Here is a 19,439-nt window from a genome sequence, read left to right on the forward strand (position 1 = left end):
CCGCCTCTCAGGCGTGCTGCGCAGACGGTTGGTCGGCGTGTTGCGCCGCTGTAACTGTCGCAGGCGCCAGATAAGGCGTGTGCGACGACATCGCTGACCGCATCGGCCAGTACTGCAATTCGGCGGCGAGCTGCCGGAAGTCGCGCGCAGCCGGTGTCGATGGGAACGCATCGACGACACAACGCGACAACTCCAGGGCTCGTGCCATCCGCGCATCGGCGGTAATGCAACCAGCGTCTTCCAGCGCCACCGTCAGGTAGCGCCCGGCCACGCCGGCAAGATTGGCAAAGGCGGTGCGCGCATCGGCGGCGCTTTGCGCGTTGTTCACCAGCACACGAAACTGTGCGGTGGCATGCGCGTAGTGCAGGCGCTTCATGCACGCGTAGGCCTCGGTGATCGCCTGAGCCGCCATGCGCGTGACGATCATTACGTCGTGCGCCTGCATGGCGAGCGGCGAAAGATGGCCCTGTTGATCGACTTGCGCATCGATCAGCACGATGTCCGCCGAGCCGTGCAACACCACACCCAACTGCGCGGAGCTCTGGCCTTCGCGATTCGCCCGCGACGCGGCCAGCACCGAAAAACCCAGCGGATGACGCGCGGCGGCATCGTCCACCGACATCTGACCGCGCATCACGGCGACGAAATTGCCCGCATTGCGCATGCCGCCGAGCATCGCGCTCACCGATCTGTCGCCGAGGCATTCGTCCACCACCAGCACGTCCTTGCCCTGTTGGGCGAGCGCGGCGGCGAGGTTCACCACGGTCGTCGTGCAGCCTGCGCCGGCCGAGCCACCCGTCACCGCAATCACGCGCGAGCCGCTTGGCGCCAGCAGGCGCCGCAGTCCTTCTGCCTGATCGGAGATGAGCTTATCCAAAGCGGACCTCGTGAAGTTCAGCCGTCGAACGGGCGGACAAGGCCGACAGCAAGCCCGGAATGTCGTCGTCGTGCGGTACGAACGGCGAGTTGTCGCGCGGGATGCAGAAGGTGCTCTTGATCAAGAATTTCTTCGTGGCGACGTACAGGTTTTCCGGCACTTTCTGACCGGTCGACACGTAGTGCACCGGCAGCTTGTAGCGGATCACCGTATCGAGCACGCCGCCCAGATTGGTGGCTTCGTCGAGCTTGGTCAGGATGCAGCCGGCGAGCGGTTGTTGATCCGGGCCGCGCTGGTAGGCCTGAACGACTTCATTGAGCGTGTCGCCGTGGCTCGTTGCGTTGAGCAGAAGCAGGCGCTGCACCGGCTGACCGGCGCGGCACAGCATCGAGATCTGGTCGGAGACGAGACGATCGCGCTGGCTCATGCCGATCGTGTCGATCAGCACGATGTGCTTGTTGCGCAGTTCGGAGAGGGCGAGTTGCAGATCGGCGCCGTCTTTCACCGCATGCACCGACACGCCGAGAATCTTGCCGAAAATGCGCAGCTGTTCGTGGCCGCCGATCCGGTAGCTGTCGGTGGTGAGCAGCGCCACCTTGCTCGCGCCGAAGCGCATCACGCAGCGCGCGGCAAGCTTGGCCGTGGTCGTGGTCTTGCCGACGCCCGTCGGTCCCATCAGCGCGAACACACCGCCGCGCTCCATCAACGCGTCTTCGTCTTCGATCACCGGCAGGTTCGATTCGAGGACGGAGCGCACCCAATCCATGCCGCCTTCGAGGTTGTCGACGTCGTCCGGCAGGTTGTCGACCATCATCTGGACGAGCTGCGCGGAGAAACCCGCGGCGAACAGATGCTTGGTGAGTGCCGCACGCGTCGGGCTGCGGCGTTGGCGATCGCCCCACAGCAGGCCGGCGAAGTGCTCTTCCATCATCCCGCGCATCGACGACAGTTCGCTCATCACGGTGTCGTTGACCACTTGCTCCATGCGCAACTTGATCGCTTCGGCGACTGCCGACGGCGTGCGCGCGTCGTCGCTCGAAGCGGCTGGCGGGGCGTTTTTCTGTGCGGCACGGCGAGCGGCGACTTGCGCAGCTTCGCGGGCCCATTCTGGCTTGTTCATGTCATGCGGCGCATTCGCCGGAGCTTCGACTGCCGTACCCAGGCCCTTGGCCATCGCGGCGGCCGGCGTCATCGACGCCGGGCGTGCGCTATACGTGCCTTGTTCTTGCGCCTCGGCGGCAATGCGGCGAGCGTGGTCGATCAACCAGGGATTCGATTCGGCCATCGTGCGCGGCGTCTGCGAATCGGCCGGCAGTGTGATCGGCGCAGCCGGCACGCCAGCGGCTTTGAGCAAATCCGCGCGGATGTCGTCGCTGGAACGCGTGCGGGCGACGGCCTGTTCGTGGCCGGCCTGCGGTTGTGCTTGTGCCTGTGAGCCTGCGGCGCTTCTAGCCGACGAGCCCTGCGGCAATCTCGATGCGCCCGGCAGCGAGACCTTCGGCAAAGCAGTTTTCGAAGCAAGTTGCGGCGCCACGGCCGGCTCGTCGTTCAGTTCGTCGTCGCTGGCGTGGGTCTGGCCGGCGTTGCCGCTCAGGTTTTCCGCGCCCGCTTCCGGGCTTGCACCGAACACTGACGAAAACACGTCGGGCATGCCGCTCGCATACGGATTGGCTTGCGTCATCTGCATGGTCGGGGCGCGCGGTGCGGCCAGCGCGGGGTGTCCACTTGCTCCGCTCATCGGACCAGGGCGCGGCGCCTTCGGCGTAATCGCGGCGAGGTCGCGGTCGGCCAGTGCGACGATCTCGACACTGCCGTCGTCCATCGTGTGATTGGACAGTACGACCGCGTCCGCGCCCAAGGCTTCGCGTACAAGACGCAAGGCGTCGCGACTGGTTGCACCGACAAATTTACGAATGTTCAAGCTGGACCCCCGATGAGGTGAACGGACTAACGGACCGGCAACATACCGCTTCCCATTGAGATCATTATTGCGAAAGGCGCTACCTGACGATCGATGGATAAAGACCGTTAAAGGTGGGCAATTCGGGCGATGGAAACGTGCTGCAATTCACGCGCACGCCGGTTTCAAACGCCGTTTTCAGGGCGGCCCAGGGTCGGTGACGCGGGCCGCAGTGTGCGCCCTGTCCGCGCCTCGCAGTATGAAAAGTCAGGCGCCGAAATGAAAACCGGCGCTCGAGGAGCGCCGGCGAGAAGACGTTGGCCTACGTTTCGAGGCCGCGTTCAACCAGACGGACTAGTTGTGCGCCCCAATCAGGTTGACCACCTTGATATTGCGCGTGTCCGGTACTTCGGCATAAGACAGCACCTTCAGTTGCGGCAGGCTGCGGCGCAGGAAGCGCGCGAGCATCGGCCGCAACGCGTGCTGCACGAGGAGCACCGGCGCGAGCCCAATGGTCTGCTGACGCGTCATCGCTTTCTGGGTTTCCGTGAGCAGCGTGTGCGCGAGACCCGGTTCGAGGCCCGGGTTCGTCCCGGTCGACAGCGCCTGCGACAGCACCCGTTCCAGATTCGAATCGAGGCCCATCACCTGCATGTCGCCGGTGCCGGGGAACCACTGCTGCGTGATCGCGCGGCCCAGCGCGAGGCGCACGGCGGCGGTGAGATCGTGGGCGTCGGTGATCTTCGGCGTGTGTTCGGACAGTGCTTCGAGAATCGTGCGCAGGTCGCGAATCGGCACGCCTTCCTCCAGCAGGTTCTGCAGCACCTTTTGCAGCGTGGTGAGCGGCAGGCTCTTCGGCACCAGATCGTCGACCAGCGACGGCGTGTCTTTCTGCATCCGTTCGAGTAGCGCCTGCACTTCGCGGCGGCCCAGCAGTTCGGACGCATGCGTCACCACCAGGTGATTCAGGTGAGTCGCCACGACCGTGCTCGAATCGACCACCGTGTAGCCATACACCTGCGCCTGTTCGCGTAGATTCGTATCGATCCAGATAGCCGGCAGGCCGAACGCCGGGTCTTGCGTCGGCGTGCCTGGTAGTGCGGCGGACACCTGGCCCGGATTGATCGCCAGCCATTGCCCCGGATACGCTTCGCCGACCCCTACTTCGACGCCCTTGAGCGCGATCCGATAACCGTTCGGTCGCAGTTCGAGGTTGTCGCGGATATGAATGACCGGCGGCAGGAAGCCGATTTCCTGCGCGAACTTCTTGCGGATGCTCTTGATCCGCTTGAGCAGTTCGCCGTCGGCATTCTTGTCGACGAGCGGAATCAGCCGGTAGCCGACTTCGAGGCCGAGCGTGTCGATCATCGTCACGTCGTCCCAGCTGGCTTCGGTGTTTTCGACCGGCGCAATCGCAGCCGGTGCGATGTCGACCAGCGCGGTGGTGTTCTTGCGTTCTTCGGTGCGCTTTTTCATCGTTCGGCCGAGCTGGATCAGACCGCCGCCGAGAATCAGAAACGCGAAGTGCGGCATGCCCGGAATCAGCCCCATCAGCACGAGAATGCAGCCGGTGATTGCCAGCACGCGGGGATTGCTGAACAACTGTCCGGTGAGCTGGGTGCCGATGTCTTCGTTGGTCGCGACGCGCGACACGATCACACCGGCGGCGGTCGAAATCACCAGCGACGGAATCTGTGCAACCAGACCATCACCGATCGTCAGCAGCGTGTAGTTCTTGCCCGCGGACGCGAAGTCCATGCCGTGCTGGACCATCCCGACGATCAGGCCGCCGATGATGTTGATTACCATGATCAGCAAGCCGGCAATCGCATCGCCGCGCACGAACTTGCTCGCGCCGTCCATCGAACCGTAGAACTCGGCTTCCTGCGAGACTTCGAGACGCCGCTTGCGGGCCTGGTCTTCGTTGATGAGACCGGCGTTGAGATCGGCGTCGATCGCCATTTGCTTGCCGGGCATCGCGTCGAGCGTGAAGCGCGCGGACACTTCCGCGATCCGCCCCGCGCCCTTGGTGATCACCATGAAGTTGATGACCATCAGGATGATGAAGACGACGATACCGACCGCGAAGTTACCGCCCACCAGGAAGTGGCCGAACGACTCGATCACCTGACCGGCCGCATCCGGGCCGGTGTGGCCTTCGAGCAGCACCACGCGGGTGGACGCCACGTTCAGCGAGAGGCGCAGCAGCGTCGAGAACAGCAGCACGCTCGGGAAGGCGGCGAAGTCGAGCGGCTTCATCGTGTACATGCTGACGAGCAGCACCATCACGGACAAAGCGATGTTGAAGGTGAACAGCAGATCCAGCAGGAACGGCGGCAACGGCAGAATCATCATGCCGAGGATCATGCAGATCAGCACCGGCCCGGCGAGGGCGCGCAAATTGGTGCTGCTCAAGGCATCCGGCCGTCGAGCGAGGAAACCGGCGCGAGCGTTCATGCGGAGGCTCCTGAGACGTCGTCTTTATCGGGGTTGTTAGCGGGATTGAGCACGTCGGCGGCTTCCTGATCCGCCTCGTCGTCCGGCACGCCGCCCTGGTCGAGGTCGGCCGGCACGTCGAGGTCGGTCGGCGCGAGCGGCACGTCGCCGCCTTCGGTCTTGAAACGTCGCAACTGGTAAACCCACGCGAGCACTTCGGCAACCGCGCCATAGAGCGGCCCCGGAATCTCGCGATTTAGTTCGACGTTGTGATACAGCGCACGCGCCAGCGGCGGCGCTTCCAGCAAGGGCACGTTGTTCTCGGCGGCGATTTCGCGAATCCGCGCGGCCACCAGGTTCACGCCCTTGGCGACCACCTTCGGCGCGCGCATCTCGCCGTCGGCGTACTGCAACGCGACCGCGAAGTGCGTCGGGTTGGTGACCACCACGTCGGCCTTCGGCACGTTGGTCATCATGCGACGGCGGGCAATCGCGCGCTGCTGCTGACGAATCCGGCCTTTGACGTGCGGATCGCCTTCGCTCTCGCGGTGTTCACGCTTCACTTCTTCCTTCGTCATGCGCAGTTTCTTGTTGAACTGCCACAGTTGGTACGGCACATCGAGCGCGGCGACCACGAACATACCCGCCACCGTCATGCCGCAGCACACGGCGATCAGATGCATGGTGTTGGCGAGCGCGAGCTGCAACGGCTCGGTTGCCAGCGCGAGAATCTCTTCGCGGCGATTCCAGATCGCCGTACCGCCGATCACGCCCACCACCAGCGTCTTCACCACCGACAAACCCAGTTGGATCGGTCCGTTGATCGAAAAAATGCGGCCGAGACCGGTGATCGGATTGAGCCGGTCGAACTTCGGCTCGAGCCCCTTGGCCGACAGCAGCCAGCCGCCCAGCGCCAACGGCGCGAGCAAGGCGGCCAGTCCCGTGAAGACCAGAATCGGCAACAGCGTGTAGAAACCTTCGCGGCTCGCCACGCCCGCGCCGATCAGCATGCGGCGGGTTTCGAGCGCGCTATGGTCGAATGTGAGGGACGTGCGCAGCATGCCCTGCAAATGCTCGCCGATGCTGCCGGACATGCCCCAGACGCCGAAAAAGCCTGCCGCCAGCAGCGCGAACGTCGACAGCTCCCGCGAACGCGCAATCTGCCCTTCCTCGCGCGCCTTCTGCAGACGCCGGGGAGTGGCTGATTCGGTTTTTTCGAGGTCGCTATCCTCTGCCACAAAAGCTCTCCGTTCGGCCGAGGCACGACGCCTCTTTCCAGTGAGAGCGATTATTCCCGCTCGACGCAAGCACCGATCGGCGGATAAGGGCGGAGAAAGGGGGGTATTTCAAGGGATGGAACAGCTGGCGGCGGGCCCTGGCGGCCGGCTCTGGAGACGCTCGTCCGCACGAGCCTGGCGCGCGCGGACGAGGCTCATGCGGCCCGGTCAGAACCCGACGTAGGGCTGCTGGCCGTTGCTCGCGGTCTGGTCGATGCCGTAGTAAACGTGGCGGCCATAGAAGAACGGCAAGCCCAGGTCGAAGCTGCTGTTGCCGCCGATCTGTCCGCCCAGGTCGTTGAACGCAAAGTTGCCGCCGTTGCCGAACAGCGTGCTCGCGTTCAGGATGCCGATGCTGGCGCCGGTCCTGGCGTTGTTCAGGCCGACCAGCGTGACCGAGCGGGTCTGGGCCGCCGTCGGGCAATAGAAACCCTGGAAGTTGCTGCCGCATAGCGTGATCGAGCTGTCGGCGAAGAAGTAGCCGTTCGAGCCGGAATCCAGGAACGCCTGCACCGTCGTGCCGTTGAAGACACTGTTGTTCAGGTCGCCGTAGGTGTCGGTGGTGTAGGTCTGCGTCGAACCGAGCGCATTGTTCGACTGCGTGTTGATCCCAAACACCAGCGTGCCAGTCGCGGATGGGGCGCCGGTGTTCGAAATCGGCGGCATCTGCACGATCACGCCGTTGTTGTCGGTCGGAAAATAGGCGACCGGGTTGGCGACCTGCTGTGTGAGCTGCACCGCGGTGCGCGTGCACGAGGTACCACCGGGGCAGGCGAAGTAGTTGCTGTAGTTGGAGGCCGTCGCCGCGTTGACGCAAGTCGAGCCGCAGTCGTTCGGCGCGGTGCCGATGCCGAGAATGCCGTTAGCGCCGAGATCGCTCGCCGTGTTCTCCGCCGAGCCGCTGCCGCAACCGCGTGTCGGCACGCTGCTCGCGGACAGGTCGCCGATGATCTGCAGCGGGATTGCGGCGGTCGTCGTTTCGCCGCCGATGGTGACCGTCCCGGTCCGCACCGTGCCCCACGTGTAGCCGTCGGCAAAGGTCGCGCACTCGGCCAGTTGAGCGCCGCCCGAAAGCGTGCTGACCGGTAGCGCGTTGAGCACCGAGCTGTTTAGCGCGGTATTGACCACCCGCAGACCGAACGACCCGGTATCGACCTGGATGTTGTTGACGGTCTGACAATTCGAACTCGAGCCAGGCGCGCAAATCGTCACGCTCACGGTCGGAATATTGACGACGTTGTTGACCCCCGGCCCGACCGTGATCTGCACGGTGTTCGCGGCGCCTGCCGCGATCGGCTGCTGGGTGGGGCTGGCCGGCAGCGAACCGCCGTTCAGCGTGGTCGACGAATTGTTGCTGGAGTCGCTGCTGCCGCCGCCGCACGCGACGAGCACCGACACCAACGCCAGTGCGCCGGCAACCTGCATCCAGCCCGTGAGCTTCGAAGCAATCCGCATGGTCCGCATGGTTTTGTCCTCGCCGTTACTGGATGTCGGAGCCGCTGACGCCGGCGGGCAGCGCGGGCGGTAGCCACGCCTGGCCGCTGAACGCGCCCATGTGTCCGCCGGAGCGCACCACGAGACTGCTCTGGTCGACGGCAACCGGGCCACGGGCACCGCCGCGTGCGGCACGCACGGCCTTCACGCCGGCGACGTACTGCGGGAAATAACTACCCAGTAGATCGTTAAGGTCCGGCATTTGCGGACCGCGCCATGCGATGCCGAAGACGGCGCCGTCGGCGGCCAGATACTCGCGCACCACGGTGCCATTGCCGAGCGCGGTTTCACGCACGGTGTAGGTGGACGAGGAAGAAGCGGAAGCGGAGGACGCAGCGCTGGACGCGGAGCGCATCACACTTTGCGCAGCGCTGACGGCACTGCTGGCGGGCTGGACGGTGCGGGAAGAGACGGAAGCGTCGGTAGGCGGCGTCATGGGTGCGCCGCCTAGCGCTGCGTGGGCGGCCGGCACGGCCGCGAGGGAACAGGATAAAGCGAGCGCCGAAACGATCCCGGCGCGGCGTACACGACTCCACATAACGAGGCTCCTCCCGATCTGTGGCTCAGTGCGCCAAAGGGGCGAACTGGCCGCATGTATGCAGATCATACGGCACCGCTGCGGTCACACGTTGAAGGAGTTCCTCACCGTGCCACCGGTCGGCCGCTGTACTGGCCGGAAAGCCGTGTCGCTGCTTGAGATCGTAGTATGCCTGTGGTTTGTGTCGGTAGACAGCAAGCGCACGCGCAAGCGCGGCTTGCTACACCGACCGCGACGCGCACCGGACGATGCGCGTCGGGGCGGCCGCCCTGACGACGGGCGACGCGTGCCTCAGAAGCCGAGGCTCGCCAGCAGGTCGTCGACTTGCGACTGATCCTGCACCACGTCGGCCTTGCCTTCCGGATTGATCTGCGGACCATTCAGCAGATGTTCCGGGCTGCCGGTCGGCGAGACTTCGGATGCGGCCAGCGCCGCCGCGTTCGCCGCGAACTGCTCGCGCCGCTCGAGCGCGATGTTCTCGACCAGCACGCCGAGCAGTTGCTGCTCGATCAGGTACACGACGTCCGTGATCTTCTTGATGACCTGACCGGTCAGATCCTGGAAGTCTTGCGCCAGCATGATTTCCATCAGCTGCGAGTTGGTCGCGCCGGTCACGTCGGGCACGCCGCGCAGGAAGGTGCGCGTGTCGTTCATCAGCGCACGCACTTCCTCGCGATCGATCGGCGCCGTGTACCACTGCTCCCAACGCGCGTCGAGTACGGCCGCGTCCTGCTGCAGTTGCACCTGGATCGGCTTGGCGATTTCGATCGCTGACAGCACGCGCTCAGCCGCCTGCTCCGTCATCGTTGCGATGTATTTCAAACGGTCGCGAGCATCGGGTACGGCTTCCGCCGCACGCTCGACATGCTTGTCGAGTCCAAGCTCGCGCATCGAGTCGCGCAGCGTGCGGGTCAGTGCCCCAATGCGGGCAAGAATACGGTCGGACGCAAAGTCGCCGCTCTCATTGACCGCTTCGGCGCCTTGCGCATTGGTCGGCAGATTCACATCAGCTCCCGGTCTTGGCCATCTTCTCGAGAATCTTGTTGAGTTTCTCGTCGAGCGTGGCGGCCGTGAACGGCTTGACCACATAGCCGCTCGCGCCGGCCTGGGCCGCCGCGATAATGTTTTCCTTCTTCGACTCGGCCGTGACCATCAGCACCGGCAGGTGCGTGAGGTGCGAGTCGGCGCGGATTTCCTTGAGCATGGCCAGACCGTCGAGGTTCGGCATGTTCCAGTCGGAGATCACGAAGTCGTAGGTGCCGCTGCGCAAGCGCGCGAGGCCAGCCTGACCGTCTTCGGCTTCGTCGACGTTCGAGTAACCGAGTTCCTTGAGGAGGTTGCGAACAATCCGGCGCATCGTCGGAAAGTCGTCAACTACCAGAATCTTCATTCCCTTATCCATTTCATTCCCTTTGCTTGATCCACGGTGCGGCGCTCAATCGCCTCGAATTTGCGCCTCAATTCTGTCCGGCCAGCATCATACCCGCTGAACGCGATCGCCCATCGACGAGAGACGCGCCATGACGCGTCGGCTCATTTCCGGCAACGATGCGATTTCGTCGGCCGCGCCCAGCGCAATGGCTTCACGCGGCATGCCGAATACGATACAGCTCGCTTCGTCCTGCGCAAGGGTGTACGCCCCTGCTTTTTTCATGTCCAGCAGTCCGGCGGCGCCGTCGCGCCCCATCCCGGTCAGAATTACCCCGACCGCGTTCTTACCCGCATGCTGCGCGGCCGAACGGAACAGCACATCTACCGACGGGCGATGCCGGTTCACCGGCGGTTCATCCGACAGGTGAGCAATATAGTTCGCCCCGCTACGCGCGAGCAACAGATGAGCGTGGCCCGGCGCGATATAAGCATGGCCCGGCAGCACGCGTTCGCCGTGCTCTGCCTCTTTAACGGTAATCCGGCACAAACCATTGAGGCGTTGTGCAAAAGATTTTGTGAAACCCGGCGGCATATGCTGCGCGATCAGCACGGCGGGTGCATCCGGCGGCAGCGGCACCAGCACTTCGCGGATCGCTTCGGTGCCGCCCGTCGAGGCACCGACGATGATCAGCTTCTCGGTACTGAGCAGCGGATTGTTGAACAGCGGCGCGGCGCCGACCGGCGCATGCGCGGCGTGGGCCGCGGCATGTTGCGCGGGCGCAGCCTGGCGCACGCGCGCGCGGGCTGCCGCGCGAATCTTGTCGGCAAGCTTTTCCGAGTAGTCGAGCATGCCGTCGCGAATGCCGACCTTCGGTTTGGTGACGAAGTCGACCGCGCCCAGTTCCAGCGCACGCAGCGTGATTTCGTTACCACGCTCGGTCAGCGACGACACCATCACGACCGGCATCGGCCGCAGACGCATCAACTTCTCGAGGAAGTCGAGGCCGTCCATGCGCGGCATTTCGACGTCGAGCGTCAGCACGTCGGGATTGTGCTGCTTGATGAGGTCGCGCGCGACCAGCGGGTCGGGTGCGGTCGCCACGACCGTCATGTCCGGCTGGCCGTTGATGATTTCCGTCATCAGGCTGCGGATCAGCGCCGAATCGTCGACGCACAGTACTTTGATCTTTTGCACAGCGCTCACGCCTCCTCTGTAGTTCTGGCGTTGTTTGAATTAATCGGGCGGGCGCTCGCGCCGAACAGTTCGATGCGCGGCTTCGTTGCCGCTGCGCCGGTGCCCGTGCCCGCTGCTGCGCCGCCATTCGAGCCGAACAATTCGATCTTCGGACGCGCGGCGCCCGGCGACGAAAACAGTTCCACTTTGGGTCTGGACGCAGCCGGAGTCGAGAACAGTTCGACGCGCTTGCGCGCCGCCGCGAGACGCTCGGCGCGTGCTTCGGCGTTCTGACTCACCAGCGCCTGTTCGCGCTCGGCCACGCCGGCTTCCTGCTGCAGACGCAGTTTCTTGACCATCACCTGGCCGGTGCGCGGCATGAAGGCGACCTTGCGCGGATGCGAGCCCTGCAAATCTTCGGCGACGATACGGATTTTTTCGAGCGCGAGATAGCGCCGCACGAACTCCGAATTACGGTCGCCGATGTTCATCGTGGTCATACCCGCGAGCACTGCGCCGCCGCCAAACACCTTGGCTTCGAAACGCTCGCGGCGGCCGCCCGCCTTGATCAACTCGTTGATCAGCACTTCCATCGCATAGGCGCCATAGCGCATCGAATCCGACGCCGCGTGGCCGGCGTCCGCGCCGTCGTCGGGAAGCATGAAGTGATTCATGCCGCCGATGCCGGCCGTGCGATCCTGAATGCAGGCGGCCACGCAGGACCCGAGCACAGTGACCAGCACCATGTCCTCGTGCGTGGTGTAAAACTCGTTCGGCAACAGCTTCACGCCGGGGCGTTGGAAGTGGTTGTCGAAATACAGATTGGTGGCGATCGGTAGTCTCGTGCTCATGCCGTCACCCCATTCGTGGTGTGATGCGCGGCCGATGCAGAAGTGCGCGTCGCCGGCGTACGCACGCCGGTTGCGTCGCGCGTCAGTTCGTAGACGGTCTGGCCGCGCAGCTTGAATGCCTGCGTCACGTAGGTGAAGTTTTCCGAGTGGCCGGCGAACAGCAGGCCGCCCGACTTCATCAGCGGCTCGAAACGCGCGAGCACTTGCGCCTGCGTCGGCTTGTCGAAATAGATCATGACGTTACGGCAGAAGATCGCGTCGAACTGCGTGCGCAACTGGTAATCGCGATCGGTGAGATTCAATTGCTCGAAGCGCACCAGCGCGCGCACTTCCGGGCGAATCTTCACCATGCCCGCATGCGCGCCGGTGCCCTTCAGGAAGAAGCGCTTCAGGCGTTCCGGCGAGAGATGTTTCACCTGGTCGAACTGATACATGCCCGCGGCCGCCTTGGCGAGCACCTGGGTGTCGATGTCGGTGGCGAGCACCGACGCCTGGCGCGCCCCGCTGTCGCCGAGGGCTTCGATAAGCGTCATCGCGATCGAATACGGCTCCTCGCCGGTCGAAGCCGCCGAGCACCACACCGAAACCGGCTGCGCACGGCGCGGCACGAAATCGGCGAGGATCGGAAAGTGATGGGCTTCGCGAAAGAACGCGGTCAGGTTGGTGGTCAGCGCGTTGGTGAAGGCTTCCCACTCGGCCGGATCGTTTTCCGCTTCGAGCAGATCGAGATACTGTTTGAACGTGTCGAGGCTGCGTGCCCGCAAGCGCCGCGCGAGGCGGCTGTAGGCCATATCGCGCTTGTGATCCGACAGCGAAATACCGGCGCTGCGATGAATCAGATCGCGAATGCGAGCGAAATCCGCGGACGTGAATTCGAAATCCCGTCCCTGTTCGCCGGATCTAGCCGGTTCCGCCCTCTCGGGACTTGCCCGTTCGGGCCGTTGCTGTGCGCGCGTTGCCATCATCAAGGTTCCTGCCTGCAATACGAGCCATCCCGCTTTCCGCGCAAGGGGTTTCCTTGAACAGAAGGGATTCTTTTCGCGGGGTCGCGCCCGCCCGCGAGTTCTGCCAACCTGCAGTCGGCCCGCGACACGCCTGGTAAGCGTGCTTCGATGATTCGCTCCTCATGGAGCGAGATGCCGAATGACTGCATGTCTCTGTGCCACTGCCTTAAAACGTTTCCCAATCCGCCTCGGAGCCCGCCGGGATCGCGACTGGCGCGGCCGGACGTGCTGCTGCGGAATCGGTTGCCGCGCGGGCCGGTTTCGGCCTGAGCGCCGGTTCGGCGCGTCCTGCGCCTGCGTCGTAATTGGCCGAAGCCGGCGCGGCATTCGTTGCCGCCGCCTGGCTGCCGGCTGCGTGCGCTACGCCCTTCACCGCCGCCTGCGGCGCGGCCTTCGCTGCCGGCTTGCTCTTGCTGCCCGTCACGCGAGGGGCGGCGGACGCGTTGCCACGCCCTTGGGCACCGGCTACTTTCCAGCCACCCACCACCTCTTGCAACTGACGTGTCTGATCTTCGAGCGACGCCGCGGCTGCAGCTGCCTGCTCGACAAGCGCAGCGTTCTGCTGCGTGACTTCGTCCATCTGCACGACCGCGCGATTCACCTGTTCGATGCCGCCCGATTGCTCTTCGGAAGCCGCGCTGATTTCGCCCATGATGTCGGTCACGCGACGCACGGCCTGCACGATCTCGTCCATCGTCGTGCCGGCGCGGCCTACCAGCGTCGAGCCGCTTTGCACCTTGTCGACGGAGTCGCCGATCAGTTCCTTGATTTCCTTCGCGGCGCTCGCACTGCGTTGCGCGAGACTGCGCACTTCGCCGGCCACGACCGCGAAACCGCGACCCTGTTCGCCGGCGCGCGCGGCTTCGACCGCCGCGTTGAGCGCGAGAATGTTCGTCTGGAAGGCAATGCCTTCGATCACTCCAATGATGTCGACGACCTTGTTCGAACTGGTCGCGATACCCTGCATCGTCGTGACCACCTGGCTCACGACGTCGCCGCCGCGTGTGGCGATGTCGGACGCGTTGACGGCCAGCTGGCTCGCCTGACGCGCGTTCTCGGCGTTTTGCCGCACGGTGCCGGTGAGCTGCTCCATGCTCGATGCGGTTTCCTGCAGCGAAGCGGCCTGTTGCTCGGTGCGTTGCGAGAGATCGGTGTTGCCCATGGCGATTTCACGCGCGCCGGTGTCGATCGACTCGGCGCTGCTGTGTACGGCCTTGACCATCGTCGACATGCTCTCCTGCATGTGCTTGATGCCGCCGAAAAGTCGTCCAATCTCGTTGGTGCTGAATACCTGAATCTGTTCGGACAGATCGCCCGCCGCGATGCGTTCGAAACAGGCGGTCGCGTCGGCGAGCGGCTGCACGATCAGGCCACGCAGCGCGAAGCGGATGCCGACCACCAGCAGCAACGCGATCGCCGAGACCCCGATGATGAGCGTAGTCATCAGCGAAATATTCGCTTGCGCACTCGCCTGCTGATCCACGGCGTGCTGCTGCAACGCCTTGATGACCGCCGATGCCGCGCCGTCGTAGGCGATGAACATCGGGCTGATCTTCGTATCGGCGACCGCATGATAGGCGGCCATGTCGTTAGCGTTCAGCGCTGCGAACTCCGGATCGACGCCGTCACGCATCACCGCCGTGTGCCTGGCGAGCGCGTCGTCGAGCAGCGCCTGATCGATGCCGCTCTTCGGTGCATCGAGATACGCCTGCCAGCTCTGGTTGCCCTTGGTGAGCAACTCCTGCGCACGGTCGATCGCCTTCTTCGCTTCGTCCGCATTGCCCGCGGCCGAGAGCGTATTGAAGCGGTCCACCGCGAGGCGCGAACGCAACAGGTAGGCGGACGCATCGTCGATTGCGTGAATGGCGACCAGGTCGCCGCGCGCAATGCGCTCGAGCGACTGGCTCGCGCCATTCAGCGCGGTAAGCCCAAGCGCGCCGACCACGATGGTCAGCGCGACCAGAATGATCCCCACCATCGTCAGCGACGTGCGAATCGACCACCTGCTCAGCATCTCGATGCTCCCTGTCCCAGTCTTGCGTTAAAGCCGTTGCCCTTAGGCGCCGAGCGTTTCGATCAGCGCCATTTCGCGGCTGGTCATGAGCTTCTCGATGTCCATCAGGATCAGCATGCGGCCGTCGACGGTGCCCAGACCCGTGAGGTACTCGGTCGTGAGCGTGGCGCCGAATTCCGGTGCCGGCATGATCTGGTCGGTGGCCAGCGTCAGCACGTCCGACACGCCGTCCACCACCATCCCGACCACGCGATGCGCGACGTTCAGGATGATCACCACCGTCTGGTGGTCGTATTCGACCCGGCCCAGATGGAACTTGATGCGCATATCCACGATCGGCACGATGATGCCGCGCAGATTGATCACACCCTTGATGAACTCCGGCGCATTGGCGATCCGCGTGACGTTGTCGTAGCCGCGGATTTCCTGCACCTTGAGAATGTCGATGCCGTACTCTTCGGCGCCGAGCGTGAAGACGAGGAACTCCTGACCGCCGGCGTCTGCCTGCTGCGCAGCGCGGCGGCCACTCGTGCCGCTTGCGTTCGCGACGCTCGAATTGTTGGATTGGACTTCTGCCACATTAGCCCCCAAACGGTTGGGATGATTCAGATTGAGTAAGAGTAAGTGTTACGCGTTTCATGCAAGGCTCATCGCGCCATGCGCGTGGCGCGTTTCGCGGTTCAGTGCCGCCACGTCCACGATCAGTGCGACGCTGCCGTCGCCCAGAATGGTCGCGGCGGAAATGCCGTGCACCTTGCGGTAATTCGTTTCGAGATTCTTCACCACCACTTGCTGCTGGCCCACCAGCTCGTCGATCAGCATCGCAAAGCGGCGCCCCTCGGTCTGCATGATGGTGACGATGCCCTGCGTCGGTTCCTGCTTCGCATCTTCGACGTTGAAGACTTCGTGCAGCGCCACCAGCGGCAGGTATTCGCCGCGCACGCGCACCACGCGCTCGCCGTTGGCGACCGTGTAGATGTCCTCGGCTTGCGGCTGCAGCGACTCCATCACGAAGTTCAGCGGCAGAATGAAGATCTCGCTGCCGACCTTGACCGACATGCCGTCGAGAATCGCCAGCGTGAGCGGCAAAACGATGCGTGTCGTGCTGCCCTTGCCGGCGTGCGAGGTGATTTCCACGTGACCACCCATCGACTGGATGTTCCGCTTCACCACGTCCATGCCGACGCCACGGCCGGAGACGTCCGTGACCTGTTCCGCCGTCGAGAAGCCCGGCAGGAAAATCAGGTTCCAGACTTCTTCATCGGTCATCGTGTCGCTGACCGACATGCCCTGCTTGGCCGCTTTCGCGAGAATCTTGTCGCGCCGCAGACCGGCACCGTCGTCGCTCACCTCGATGACGATGTTGCCGCCATGGTGGGCCGCCGACAGCACCAGCTGGCCGGTCGAATCCTTGCCCGCCGCGCGTCGCGCTTCCACGGTTTCGATGCCGTGGTCGAGACTGTTGCGCACGAGGTGGGTCAACGGATCGATGATCCGTTCGATGAGGCTCTTGTCGAGTTCGGTCGCCTGACCGAAGGTGACGAGTTCCACTTCCTTGCCGAGCTTGGCCGCCAGATCGCGCACCAGACGCGGGAAGCGGCTGAAGACGTAATCCATCGGCATCATGCGGATCGACATCACCGCTTCCTGCAGATCGCGCGCGTTGCGCTCGAGCTGAGCCATACCGTTGAACAGGCGATCGTGCAGCGCCGGATCGAACGTGCTGGTGGTTTCCGCAAGCATGGCCTGCGTGATCACCAGTTCGCCGACCAGGTTGATCAACTGATCGACCTTTTCCACGCCGACGCGAATCGAACTGCCTTCCGCGCCGCCGGCGGCGGCCGCCGGACGCGCTGCCTTGCGATCCTGCTCGGCCGGCGCGGCAGCGTTGGCTGCCGGTGCCGGGCTGGCGGCCGGTGCGCTGGCCGCCGCGGCAGGTTGCGACGCGGCTTGCGGCGCAGCCGGCGTTGCCGCCGGTGCGTCGAACAGGCCGTGTTTGGCCGTGCTGGCGGAAGCAGCGGGGTCGGCCGTTGCCGACGATGCTGCCTGCTCCGCCTGAGCGGCCGGTACTGCTTGCGCCGGGGTCGACTCGGCAGCGTCGGGCGTTCCAGGTTCGCCTTGCTGCGTGTCGTCCACCGGTGCGGTGCCGCGACCGATCGAGATCTGACTTTCGTCGATCACGAAACAGCACACGGCGATAATGTCGTCGGCGGTCACATCGGTCTGGAGCCACAGCGTAAAGTCGCCGCCACTCTTGACCTGCCCGACGATGCTGCCCAGGTTGCCGAGCTCTTCGGCCAGCAGTTCCTGGTCCTTCTCACCCACGCCCCGTAGCGTAATTTTCAGATGGGGACCGGTGCCATCGGCACCGCTGTCACCCGCGGCCTGCCCGGTCTGTGCCGGGTCGCCGTCAGTCCATTCACCCGCCGCCTGCACCGCCTGTTCGACGACGTGCTCGGGCGGGGTACCGCCTTGTACTACTTGAGTAACTTGTGCTGCAGGTGCCGCGGCCGGCGCTGCGGCGGCCGGCGCCGGCGCTCCGCCGGCCAGGCTTTCCGCATGCAGGCGTTCGAGCTTCGCGCAGATCGCCTTGGCGACGGCTGCATCCGGCTCGGCACTCGCCCGATAGTCGGCGAGCTGGCCGGACAACACGTCCTTGGTTTCGAGGAACGTGTCGATCATGTCCTTGCGGAGCACGAGTTCGTTGTTGCGCGCGCGATCGAGCAGCGACTCCAGAATGTGAGTCGTCTCTGTCAGCGCGGTGAAGCCGAAAGTCGCCGCGCCGCCCTTGATCGAATGCGCCGCGCGGAAAATGGCCGCGAGGTCTTCCGGGTCCGGATGGGCGATATCCAGATTGAGCAGCAACTGCTCCATCTGCGCGAGCAGTTCATCCGCTTCGTCGAAGAACGTCTGATAGAACTGAGTGATGTCGAGTGTCATGCCTGGGTCACCGCGAGAGTTCCTGTCTAGGCTTGGGCTGCCGTGCCGCCGCGTCGAGAGCTTCTATAACTTGTCTATGGGTCGTGCTTAAGCGTGATCCGGCTCGGCCAGCGCCGCCACCAGTTCGGTCAGCATGTCGGGGTCGAGCGGCTTTTCGATCCAGCCGGTCGCGCCTGCCGCCCGTGCCGCGGCCTTGAACGGCTCGCCCGATTCCGTCGTGAGGACGAGGATGGGCGTCGCCTGATAGGCCGGATTGCCGCGCAGCGCGGTGATCAGATCGAGGCCGGTCTTGCCCGGCATGTGCTGGTCGGTCAGCACGAGGTCGAACGACATCGCGAGGGCGTTTTCGAGCCCTTCGTCGCCGTCCGCCGCGAGCGTCACCTCATAGCCGGCCGTCGTCAGCGTCGCGGCAAGAATTTGCCGCATCGATGCCGAATCGTCGACTGCCAGGATGTGCCTGATCATGAAAACCTCGCTGCACTTACGCTATGGATCGCTGGGCCGCGCGCGCCACCAAGGCGCAGGCGTCGGCCTGGCGACCGCTGTCTGTTACTGGGCCGGCGGCACTGCCGCCGGCAACTTCGGCGCCACCGTCACCGACGGCGCAATCTTTTGCAGCAGCGGCTTCGAACCCGCTGCGTCGTCCGACAAGGTGGTCGTGGTGGAGTCGTCATGGTCCAGCGCCTCCTCCGACTTCTTGTTCAGCACGATGATGCTGATGCGGCGGTTTTCCGGATCCATCGGGTCCGCCTTGTTCAGGTTCTGCGTCGAGGCGAGGCCGAGCACGCGCATCACCTTCGCTTCGTCCATGCCGCCGCCGATCAGCTCGCGACGCGACGCGTTGGCGCGGTCAGCGGACAGTTCCCAGTTGCTGTAACCCTTCTCGCCGCCCGCGTACTGCGCGGCGTCGGTGTGTCCCTGAACGATGATGCGGTTCGGCACGTCGTTCAGCGTGTGGCCGATTTCGCGCAGAATGTCGCGCATGTACGGCTCGACCTGATCTTTGGCGGTTGCGAACATCGGCCGCTTCTGCGAATCGACGATCTCGATGCGCAAGCCGGTCAGCGTCGAATCGATACGGATCTGCTGCTTGAACTGGCGCAGCACCGGATTGGCTTCGATCGCCGCCATCAGCTTGACCTGCAGGTCGTGCAGGCGAACCTGTTCGCGGCGCTCCAGCTCACCCTGCATCTGCTTCACCGACTGCTCGTCGTTGCGCGCGGCGGTGCGCTCGGAGCGGCTGTTCGTGCCGTCGGTGGTGCGCGTGATGCCTTGCGCGTCGGTCGAGATATCGCGGCCGCCGCCCTTCAGAATGCTCGAATCCTCGGCGCTGCGATCGCCGCCCCACAGCGTGACCTTCAACGGCTGGTTGAAGTAGTCGGCGATGCCCTTCAACTGCACCGTAGACGCCGAACTCAGCAGCCACATCAGCAGGAAGAACGCCATCATCGCGGTCATGAAGTCCGCATACGCGAGCTTCCACGCGCCGCCATGGTGGCCGGCCTTCTTCGGCGCGGCGCGCTTGACGATAATGGCGCGGTCTTTATCCTTGCTCATCGGTTC

At 64.5% G+C, this 19,439-nt stretch carries 16 protein-coding genes; all 16 read right to left on the minus strand.

The features are described 5' to 3' along the window. Positions 1-7 precede the first annotated feature (7 nt). Complete coding sequence (locus tag FQ705_RS19465) at positions 8-877, minus strand: MinD/ParA family protein (protein ID WP_144143697.1); 870 nt, start codon at positions 875-877, stop codon at positions 8-10. Next, positions 870-2,798 (minus strand): flagellar biosynthesis protein FlhF, encoded by a 1,929-nt coding sequence (gene flhF, locus FQ705_RS19470; RefSeq protein ID WP_144143698.1) that lies wholly within the window; start codon positions 2,796-2,798, stop codon positions 870-872. The genes FQ705_RS19465 and flhF overlap by 8 nt, the downstream gene beginning before the upstream one ends. Positions 2,799-3,131: 333 nt before the next feature. Then, positions 3,132-5,234: a flagellar biosynthesis protein FlhA gene (flhA, locus tag FQ705_RS19475; RefSeq protein ID WP_144143699.1), complete on the minus strand. Its 2,103-nt coding sequence runs from the start codon at positions 5,232-5,234 to the stop codon at positions 3,132-3,134. Continuing rightward, entirely contained in the window at positions 5,231-6,451 is a 1,221-nt protein-coding gene (gene flhB, locus FQ705_RS19480; protein WP_144143700.1) for a flagellar biosynthesis protein FlhB, read from the minus strand. Before flhB ends, flhA begins: the two co-directional genes overlap by 4 nt. Before the next feature lie 207 nt (positions 6,452-6,658). Further along, entirely contained in the window at positions 6,659-7,954 is a 1,296-nt protein-coding gene (locus FQ705_RS19485) for a DUF3443 domain-containing protein (RefSeq protein WP_144143701.1), read from the minus strand. 16 nt (positions 7,955-7,970) lie between these two features. After that, positions 7,971-8,522, minus strand: a complete 552-nt coding sequence (locus FQ705_RS19490) for a DUF2844 domain-containing protein (RefSeq protein WP_144143702.1) — start codon at positions 8,520-8,522, stop codon at positions 7,971-7,973. Between the two features lie 291 nt (positions 8,523-8,813). Next, positions 8,814-9,527 (minus strand): protein phosphatase CheZ, encoded by a 714-nt coding sequence (gene cheZ / locus FQ705_RS19495; RefSeq protein ID WP_144143703.1) that lies wholly within the window; start codon positions 9,525-9,527, stop codon positions 8,814-8,816. A gap of 1 nt (position 9,528) precedes the next feature. Next, positions 9,529-9,924 carry a chemotaxis response regulator CheY gene (cheY, locus tag FQ705_RS19500; RefSeq protein ID WP_144143704.1) on the minus strand — a complete coding sequence of 132 codons (396 nt, stop codon included), beginning with the start codon at positions 9,922-9,924 and terminating at the stop codon, positions 9,529-9,531. A gap of 75 nt (positions 9,925-9,999) precedes the next feature. Beyond that, positions 10,000-11,088, minus strand: coding sequence for a chemotaxis response regulator protein-glutamate methylesterase (locus tag FQ705_RS19505; RefSeq protein ID WP_186307944.1), 1,089 nt, complete (start codon positions 11,086-11,088; stop codon positions 10,000-10,002). Between the two features lie 5 nt (positions 11,089-11,093). Next, positions 11,094-11,918, minus strand: coding sequence for a chemoreceptor glutamine deamidase CheD (cheD, locus tag FQ705_RS19510; protein WP_144143706.1), 825 nt, complete (start codon positions 11,916-11,918; stop codon positions 11,094-11,096). After that, entirely contained in the window at positions 11,915-12,883 is a 969-nt protein-coding gene (locus tag FQ705_RS19515) for a CheR family methyltransferase (RefSeq protein WP_144143707.1), read from the minus strand. The genes cheD and FQ705_RS19515 overlap by 4 nt, the downstream gene beginning before the upstream one ends. 205 nt (positions 12,884-13,088) lie before the next feature. After that, positions 13,089-14,936 carry a methyl-accepting chemotaxis protein gene (locus FQ705_RS19520; protein ID WP_144143708.1) on the minus strand — a complete coding sequence of 616 codons (1,848 nt, stop codon included), beginning with the start codon at positions 14,934-14,936 and terminating at the stop codon, positions 13,089-13,091. A 42-nt stretch (positions 14,937-14,978) separates the two neighbouring features. Next, positions 14,979-15,515, minus strand: coding sequence for a chemotaxis protein CheW (cheW, locus tag FQ705_RS19525; RefSeq protein ID WP_144143709.1), 537 nt, complete (start codon positions 15,513-15,515; stop codon positions 14,979-14,981). Positions 15,516-15,572: 57 nt separating this feature from the next. Then, a complete protein-coding gene (cheA, locus tag FQ705_RS19530; RefSeq protein WP_144143710.1) occupies positions 15,573-17,876 on the minus strand; it encodes a chemotaxis protein CheA in 2,304 nt (767 codons plus the stop codon). Positions 17,877-17,963: 87 nt separating this feature from the next. Then, positions 17,964-18,341, minus strand: a complete 378-nt coding sequence (locus FQ705_RS19535) for a response regulator (protein ID WP_144143711.1) — start codon at positions 18,339-18,341, stop codon at positions 17,964-17,966. An 84-nt stretch (positions 18,342-18,425) separates the two neighbouring features. After that, on the minus strand, positions 18,426-19,433 hold the full coding sequence (gene motB / locus FQ705_RS19540) for a flagellar motor protein MotB (protein ID WP_144143712.1): 1,008 nt from the start codon (positions 19,431-19,433) through the stop codon (positions 18,426-18,428). Between the last annotated feature and the right edge of the window lie 6 nt (positions 19,434-19,439).

This window comes from Paraburkholderia sp. BCC1884, assembly GCF_900996225.1.
Classification (GTDB): Bacteria; Pseudomonadota; Gammaproteobacteria; order Burkholderiales; family Burkholderiaceae; genus Paraburkholderia.